This is a genomic window from Streptomyces sp. SID1328, assembly GCF_009865595.1.
GTDB lineage: Bacteria > Actinomycetota > Actinomycetes > Streptomycetales > Streptomycetaceae > Streptomyces > Streptomyces griseoluteus.
This window is the reverse complement of sequence record NZ_WWKH01000789.1, coordinates 1-7,340: the sequence shown is the minus strand read 5'-3', so window position 1 is coordinate 7,340 and position 7,340 is coordinate 1. Positions and strand designations below refer to the sequence as shown.

General features: G+C 71.8%; 9 protein-coding genes and 1 pseudogene. 5 read left to right on the top strand and 5 right to left on the bottom strand.

All coding sequences use genetic code 11. The features are described from left to right. Positions 1-143, top strand: a pseudogene (locus GT030_RS36750) (cysteine methyltransferase); the annotation flags it as partial. 49 nt (positions 144-192) lie between these two features. Continuing rightward, on the top strand, positions 193-1,227 hold the full coding sequence (locus tag GT030_RS25415; RefSeq protein ID WP_161203104.1) for a tetratricopeptide repeat protein: 1,035 nt from the start codon (positions 193-195) through the stop codon (positions 1,225-1,227). Between the two features lie 55 nt (positions 1,228-1,282). Here the strand turns inward: GT030_RS25415 and GT030_RS25410 are convergent, their stop codons facing one another. Beyond that, positions 1,283-1,840 carry a PadR family transcriptional regulator gene (locus tag GT030_RS25410; RefSeq protein WP_161203103.1) on the bottom strand — a complete coding sequence of 186 codons (558 nt, stop codon included), beginning with the start codon at positions 1,838-1,840 and terminating at the stop codon, positions 1,283-1,285. A gap of 55 nt (positions 1,841-1,895) precedes the next feature. Between GT030_RS25410 and GT030_RS25405 the strand changes: the two genes are divergently transcribed. Next, positions 1,896-2,288: a nuclear transport factor 2 family protein gene (locus tag GT030_RS25405; protein ID WP_161203102.1), complete on the top strand. Its 393-nt coding sequence runs from the start codon at positions 1,896-1,898 to the stop codon at positions 2,286-2,288. 9 nt (positions 2,289-2,297) lie between these two features. Here GT030_RS25405 and GT030_RS25400 read toward each other — a convergent pair whose 3' ends face one another. Together GT030_RS25400 and GT030_RS25395 are read right to left on the bottom strand one after the other, a co-directional pair. Beyond that, positions 2,298-2,993 (bottom strand): type 1 glutamine amidotransferase domain-containing protein, encoded by a 696-nt coding sequence (locus tag GT030_RS25400; protein WP_161203101.1) that lies wholly within the window; start codon positions 2,991-2,993, stop codon positions 2,298-2,300. 109 nt (positions 2,994-3,102) lie between these two features. Next, positions 3,103-4,056: a helix-turn-helix domain-containing protein gene (locus tag GT030_RS25395; RefSeq protein WP_161203100.1), complete on the bottom strand. Its 954-nt coding sequence runs from the start codon at positions 4,054-4,056 to the stop codon at positions 3,103-3,105. An 87-nt stretch (positions 4,057-4,143) separates the two neighbouring features. Here GT030_RS25395 and GT030_RS25390 point away from each other — a divergent pair, with 87 nt between their 5' ends. Further along, the gene (locus GT030_RS25390) at positions 4,144-5,079 is read left to right on the top strand and encodes an NADP-dependent oxidoreductase (RefSeq protein ID WP_161203106.1); all 936 of its coding nucleotides are present in this window, start codon (positions 4,144-4,146) and stop codon (positions 5,077-5,079) included. Positions 5,080-5,145: 66 nt separating this feature from the next. Here the strand turns inward: GT030_RS25390 and GT030_RS36745 are convergent, their stop codons facing one another. Beyond that, positions 5,146-5,292: a DUF397 domain-containing protein gene (locus GT030_RS36745; RefSeq protein WP_346009745.1), complete on the bottom strand. Its 147-nt coding sequence runs from the start codon at positions 5,290-5,292 to the stop codon at positions 5,146-5,148. 137 nt (positions 5,293-5,429) lie between these two features. Here GT030_RS36745 and GT030_RS25380 point away from each other — a divergent pair, with 137 nt between their 5' ends. Then, entirely contained in the window at positions 5,430-6,884 is a 1,455-nt protein-coding gene (locus GT030_RS25380; protein ID WP_237522810.1) for a DUF4157 domain-containing protein, read from the top strand. 36 nt (positions 6,885-6,920) lie between these two features. Here the strand turns inward: GT030_RS25380 and GT030_RS25375 are convergent. After that, the coding region (locus GT030_RS25375; RefSeq protein ID WP_161203098.1) for a cytochrome P450 at positions 6,921-7,340 on the bottom strand (420 nt) is incomplete at its 5' end.

Genomic DNA, 7,340 nt, shown 5'->3' with positions numbered 1-7,340 from the left:
CGTGGTGGCGGGTGGTCCGCGCCGACGGGACGCCCCCGATCTGTCACGAGGGGCGGGCGCCGGGGCTGTTGCGGGGGGAAGGGGTGCCGATGGCGGGCGCGCGGGTGGACATGGGGCGCGGCCGGCACCGCTGGGCGGACTGAGGGCGGGGTAGCGGCGAGAAGTCGTTCGCCGGTTCGAGAAGATGTCCCCATGACAGAAAGCAACCTGGCCGCCGAGGCCGCGCAGCGCCTCGTGGCCGGTGACCGTGCCGCCGCCCTCTCCCTCTATCTGCGGGCCTGGAACCGTCCCGATGACGAGGTGGCGGAGAGGATCTTCGACCTCGTCTCCGAGTGGGGCGACATCGACGCCGCACTGAAGACCGTCGAGGCCGAGGCGCAGGGCGGCAACCCGGCCGCCTACGAGGCTCTCGCCGAGCTGCTGGTCGAACTCGAGCGGCCCGAGGAGGCGTTGGCGGCACTCCGGTCGGCGGCCGACGGTGGCCGGGACGTCACCCTGATGATCGCTTCCGTCCTGGCCGACGAGCTGGGGGACCGCCGGCAGGCCGAGGAGTACTACCGGCAGGCGCTCGTGGACGACAACCCCCGCGCTCTCAACGACTACGGCGCCTTCCTCAGCGAGGACGACGAACGGCTGGACGAGGCCGTCGACCTGCTGCGCCGGGCCATCGAGAGCGGCGACACCATGGCGGCCGGCAACCTCGGCCGGCTGCTCGCGGACGAGGAGAAGTACGAAGAGGCGCTGCCCTGGCTGAAGCAGGCGCTGGACGCCGGGCACCGGTCCGTACTGGCCGTACTCGGCGAGACCGAACACGCCCTGGGCGACCTGGAGTCGGCCCGCACCCACCTCCGCGAGGCCCTCGCCGAGGACGTCACCGGCGCCCACTTCGCCTACGCCCTCCACCTGGCCGACACCGGCGCCCCCGAGGAGGCCGTACGCCACTACGAGGCTGCCGCCAGGGAGGACGGCGAGACCAACGCGTATCTCAACCTTGCCCTGCTCCATGAGGAGTTGGAGCAGTGGTCCCGCGCCGACCACCACTACCGCGAGGCCCTCGCCCACCAGGACGAGACCGCGTACGTCTACTACGCGCAGTTCCTCGCGGATCAGAACCGGGGGCACGAGATCGGTGCGTTGCTGAAGTCGGCGCAGCGACTCGACTTGGACGAGGAGGACTTGGCCGAGCTGCGGACGCTCGCCGAGGAGAGCCGCTCCGGCAAGTCCTGACCCCTCCGGGGTGAACCTGCCGGGGTCCTTCAACGGGCCTCGGCAGTATGGGAGTTCACGACGAGCGTGCCGCCAGTACCCGCAGTGCCAGCTCCCCCCACCGCAGGTTCTCCTCCTCGAAGGCGATGCCCCGCAGCAGGGTGAGGTACGGGCCCACGCGGTCGGCGCCGGCCAGGTACTCGTCCTCCGTGCGGCCCGCCAGCAGCCGTTCCCGCAGGCGCTCGTAGCGCGCCAGCTTGGCGCGGGACCAGTCCATGTGGGCGGTGATGTCGGCCTGTACGGGGGCCGGGTCGGCGATGTCGGCGCACTGGACCTTGACCAGGAGGCCGTCGCGGATGGCGGTGGGGCGGGTGATGGGGGCGGTGAGATGGGCGCGGAGGGCGTCGTGGCCGGCGTCGGTGAGGGAGAAGAGGCGTTTGTCGGGGCGGCGGTCCTGGCGGACCACGCGCGCGGTGACGAGGCCCTCGCGCTCCATCCGGTCCAGTTCGCGGTAGAGCTGCTGGGGCGTCGCCGTCCAGAAGTTGGCCACCGAGGCGTTGAAGCCCTTGGCCAGGTCGTAGCCGGATGCCTCGCCCTCCAGGAGGGTGGCCATCACCGCATTGCGCAGGGTCACGTTCTCACCCTACTCTCCAACACACCTATTCAACTTGTTGAGTAAGGAGCACCCCGTGCATCCCTTCCGTGCCGCCGTGGAGAACCGCGACGCCGACGCCATCGAGGCCCTCCTCGCGGAGAACGTCGTCTTCACCAGCCCCGTCGCCTTCAAGCCCTACGCGGGCAAGGCGATCACCGCCGCGATCCTGCGCGGCGTGCTGCGGGTATTCGAGGACTTCCGGTACGTCCGGGAGATCGCCAACCCGGACGGGCGAGACCACGCCTTCGTCTTCACGGCCACCGTCGGCGGCCGGGAGATCCAGGGCTGCGACTTCCTGCACTTCGACGAGGAGGGGCGGATCGACGACTTCACCGTCATGGTCCGCCCCCTCTCGGCGGCTCAGGCGCTGTCCGAGGCCATGGGCGCGCAGTTCGAGCGCATCAGCCGTGAGGCGGCCGGCGCCTGAGCGGGACCCTCAGCCGAGCCGCTTCAGGACCTCCTCCGCCAGCGGCGCGGAGGAGGCCGGGTTCTGCCCCGTGACCAGGTTCCGGTCGACCACGACCTTCGGCGCCCAGGGCTCTCCCACCTGCACGTCGACGCCCGCCTCGCGCAGTCGCGTCTCCAGCAGCCACTTGGCCTTGTCGGCGAAACCGGCCTGTGCCTCCTCGGCGTTGGAGAAGCCGGTGACCTGGTAGCCCGCGAAGGCGTTCGTACCGTCCGGCCGGGTCGCCGCGAGCATGGCGGCCGGGGCGTGGCAGACGATGGCGAGCGGCTTGCCGGAGTCGAGGGCGTCGACCAGCAGCCGGCCGGAGGTGGCGTCCACGGCGAGGTCCTCCATGGGGCCGTGACCGCCGGGGTAGAAGACGGCGTCGTAGTCGTCGAGGTTCACGTCCTCCAGCGGGACGGGGTGCTTGAACTCGGGCGCGGCCTCCAGCGCGGCGGCGATCCGGTCGGCGCCCTCCTGGCCGCCGTTGACCTCCGGCGCGAGGCTGCCCTTGTCGACGGTCGGGACGACCCCGCGCGGCGTGGCCACCACCACCTCGTCACCGGCCTTCTTGAACGCCTCGTACGGCGCGACGGCCTCCTCGGCCCAGAAGCCGGTCGGGTGCCGGGTGCCGTCGGCGAGCGTCCAGTGATCGGCGCCGGTCACCACGAAAAGGATCTTCGACATGAGGTCTCTCCAAGGACTCTGAGATCAGGGGAGCACCGGCTCCCCACTCGACCGTAGACGGATGCCCGGAGCGGCACCAATGAAGCCGAGGCCTGACCTGCGGCGACGTCTACCCCACCCCCGCTCCCCGGAACGTCCGCCGGTATGCCAGCGGGGTCACCCCGATGGCCGCGTGCAGATGCTCGCGGAGCGAGGTCCCGGTGGCGAAGCCGACCTGTGCGGCGAGGTCGTCCACGGAGAGGTCGGTGGTCTCCAGCAGGTGCCGGGCACGGGCGATGCGCTGCTGGATGAGCCAGCGCCCCGGACTCGTACCGACCTCCTCGTTGAACCGCCGCGCGAAGGTGCGCCGGCTCATCCGGGCGTGCCCGGCCAGCTCGGCCAGCGACAGGGGCTCGTGCAGGCGCTCCAGCGCCCACTGACGGGTGGCCGAGGTGCCGTTGGCCTGCTCCTCGGGCACCGGGTGCTGGATGTACTGCGCCTGCCCGCCGTCGCGCCACGGCGGTACGACGCAGGCGCGGGCCACGTCGTTGGCGACGGCCGCGCCGTGGTCCTGGCGCACGACATGCAGGCACACGTCGACCCCCGAGGCCGCGCCCGCCGAGGTGAGGAGGTCGCCGTCGTCCACGAACAGCACGTCCGGGTCGAGGTGCACCGCCGGGAACCAGGCGCGGAAGGTGTCCGCGAGGGCCCAGTGGGTCGTGGCGCGGCGGCCGTCGAGCCGTCCGGCGGCGGCCAGGACGAAGGCGCCGGTGCAGATGGAGACGATCCGGGTGCCGGGCGGTACGGCCGCGAGCGCCGCCTCCAGCTTCGGGGGCAGGCCGCGGCGGACCAGGGAGATGTCGAACGGAGGGAGCACGACGGTGTCCGCCGTCGCCAGCACCTCGGGGCCGTGCCCGACGGCGACCGAGAAGTCGGCGCTGGTGGCGACGGGCCCGCCGTCGGCCGAGCAGGTCAGCACCTCGTAGCGGCTCCGGACCGTGCCGAAGACCCGGTTGGGGATGCCCAGCTCGAAGGGGTAGACCCCGTCCAGGGCGAGGACGACGACGCGGTGCGGAGTGGTCATGGCACGATCCCGTTGAAAGATGGCATTCATGCCATGGTACGTCGGCCCGGCTCGGGTGAAGCTGGTCGCATGACGAACCACGCCACCATGCACGCCATCAGCCAGGACGAGTACGGCACCCCCGACGTCCTCAAGGAGACCGAACTGCCCCGCCCGAAGCCGGGCCTCAGCGAGATCCTGGTCTCCGTCCGCGCCTCCGGACTCAACCCGACCGACTGGAAGCACCGCACCGGGGGCATGTTCCTCGACCGGCTCCCGCTCGTCCTCGGCTGGGACGTCTCCGGCGTCGTCGAGGAGGTCGGCTACGGCGTGACCCTCTTCAAGCCCGGCGACGAGGTCTTCGGCATGCTGCCCTACCCGTACGGCGTCGGCGCTCACGCGGAGTACGTGAAGGGTCCGGCCCGCGCCTTCGCCCACAAGCCGGACTCGATCGACCACGTCCAGGCGGGCGCCCTGCCGCTGGCCGCGCTCACGGCGTACCAGGCGCTGGTGGACACGGCGCACGTCCGTCCCGGTCAGCGGGTGCTGGTGCATGCCGCCGCCGGAGGTGTCGGCCACCTCGCGGTGCAGATCGCCAAGTCCCTGGGGGCGTACGTGATCGGGACCGCGAGCGAGCCCAAGCACGAGTTCCTGCGGTCGCTCGGGGCGGACGAGGTGATCGACTACCGGTCCGTCGACTTCCGGGACGTCGTGGGGGACGTGGACGTGGTGCTGGACACCATCTCCGGTGAGACGCGGGTGCGTTCGCTGGAGGTGCTGCGGCCTGGGGGCGTGCTGGTGTCGCTGCTGCCCGGTACCGACCCGGAGGAGTCGGCCAAGGCGGAGGCCCGGGGAGTGCGGGTGGAGACGTTGCTCGTGGAGGCGGATCACGCGGGGATGAAGGCGGTCGCCGAGCTGGCTTCCTCCGGTGCGCTGCGAGCACATGTCGACGGGGTGTTTCCGCTTGCGGAGGCGGCCAAGGCGCATGCGGTGGGGGACACGGGGCGGGTCACGGGGAAGCTGGTGCTGACCGTCGGGTCTTGAGGGAGTGCGGATGAGCCCTGCCGCTCCGCTTGCGGGGAGGGGCAGGGCTCTTCGCGCGTACAGATGTCAGATGTAGCGCTCGGCGGTGAGGAAGTTGGCCCATGCGGTGGGGGAGAGGAGGGTGGGGCCGGCCGGAGCCTTGGAGCCGCGGACATGAACGGCGTTGGGGCACGCGGCGACCTCTACGCAGTTGCCGCCCTCGGGCCTACGCACTGGCCGGCCCGGTGGACCTCGTCTGGCTCCCGGGGCAACGCGGAGGGACCCGGGTCCGCCCGCGCGTACATGGCGGGAAGCCCAGGCCACGCGGTACACCGGCAAGGCACGCACACCGATGCCGGGAAGGGACCACCTTGTACGACCACGCCAACAGCCGGGCAGCGAAGGGGCGGCAGGCCCCGGCGGCCGCCCGCGCGTCCGGGTCACGGACGGTGGCGGCGCCGGCCGCGGCACTGCTCGCCCTCCAGCGCTCCGCCGGAAACGCGGCTGTGGTGCACATGATGCGCCGGGCCAAGGAGGCTGCGGCGCAGGACGCGCACCGGCACGGCCTCGGCTGCGGCCACGCCGAGGACGCGCAGCCGGTGCAGCGTTCCGCCGTGCACGCCGTCCTGCGCAGCGGCGGGCGGCCGCTCGACGAGCGGAGCCGCACGGACATGGAGGCCCGTTTCGGCGCCGACTTCTCCGACGTGCGTGTGCACACCGACGCCGCGGCCCGGGCCTCCGCAGCCCAGCTCGGCGCGGCGGCGTACACCTCGGGCAGTCATATCGTCGCCGGCCCCTCCGGCATCGACTCGCACACCCTGGCCCATGAGTTGACCCACGTCCTCCAGCAGCGCTCGGGTCCGGTGGCCGGGACCGACCGGGGGGACGGGCTGCGGGTCAGCGACCCCTCGGACCGCTTCGAGCGGGAGGCGGAGACCACCGCTCGGCGCGTGATGAGTGGCCCCGCGAAGGCATCCGCCCCGGAAGCGGCCTCCCCCGCCGCAGGCCCCTCGGCGGGCGGGGGTGACGTGCAGCGGATGCACCACCCTGGCAAGATCGACGGCGAGGTGGCGCGGCTCGTCGCTCAGGCGGAGCCGAGCATCGACGCCTACATCGCCGGCTACGCCCAGTGGCAGACGGACCGATTGAACTTCAAGTGGGTGGCGAACAACGACGAGGTCAACGATGCCTACGAGGTGATCGAGGCGCAGGTCGGCGACCCCCAGGGGCGCACCAGGACGGACCTGTTGCAGGCACTGGACGGCACCATCCGCGCCGATCTGACCACTACCGCCTCGGAGACGGTCGCCAGCACCAGGGCGGCGGCAGCCATCGCCAAGTACAAGCTGATCCTCGGCCGCACCACCGACACCACCCAGTGGTCCGAGTACCAGAAGAACAAGGCTCAGGCACCCGGCGAACTCCCTCTGGACGCCCGGATGGGCCGTCGGCTGAACACCACCAAGTGGTCCGTCCCGGTCAACTACGCCTTCATGGACGGCGGTATCGAGGAGCGCGCTGTCTTCAAGATCGTCACCAGTCTGGGGCCGCGGATCGAGAGCATGCTCACCTCCGGGCAGCTCACCTCGGCCAACTTCTGGACGGCGATCGAGCAGTTGGGGGACAGCGCCCTCTGGGACACCACGAAGGCCCCGGAGGACGGCGGGCCGCAGGCGATGCTGGGCCACGAGATCCTCCAGCTCATCGAGTCGGGCTACCGTTTCTACGACCGGGCCAGCGCCTTCGCCCAAGGCAGCCGACTGGTCGCGGTCCACCCCGACAAGCAGTCGGCCGACCCGAGCGACAAGCAGATCCCGCTCACCTGACCGCCCGCGGGGGCGGAGGGCAGAGTGCCCGAAGGCTCACCCCCTGCCCCGCCCCAGCCGCACCGGCACCTCCCTGTGCCCATTGCTGATCAGCGACGGCACCGGCCGCAACTCGGCCACCGGGACCGCGAGTTCCAGCTCCGGGAACCGTTCGAACAACTCCCGCAACACCGTCCCCACCTCCAGCCTGGCCAGCGGAGCGCCCAGGCAGAAGTGGATGCCGTGGCCGAAGGCCAAGTGGTCCTTCACCGGGCGGGTGGCGTCGAAGGTGTCGGCGGATTCGCCGTGCCAGGACGGGTGGCGGTTGGCGGCCGCGTAGGAGGCGAGGATCGGGGCGCCCTTGGGGATGAGCCGGCCGTCCGGGAGGGGGATGTCGCGGACCGCGTAGCGGAGCGGGAGGTGTTTCACCGCGGGCTCGTGGCGAAGGGTCTCCTCCACCACGTCGGCCCAGCTCGC

Coding starts and splice junctions, on each gene's coding strand:
- GT030_RS25400 (WP_161203101.1), bottom strand. CDS start 2,993: ATGTCGAAGATCCTTTTCGTGGTGACCGGCGCCGATCACTGGACGCTC.
- GT030_RS25415 (WP_161203104.1), top strand. CDS start 193: ATGACAGAAAGCAACCTGGCCGCCGAGGCCGCGCAGCGCCTCGTGGCC.
- GT030_RS25395 (WP_161203100.1), bottom strand. CDS start 4,056: ATGACCACTCCGCACCGCGTCGTCGTCCTCGCCCTGGACGGGGTCTAC.
- GT030_RS25390 (WP_161203106.1), top strand. CDS start 4,144: ATGCACGCCATCAGCCAGGACGAGTACGGCACCCCCGACGTCCTCAAG.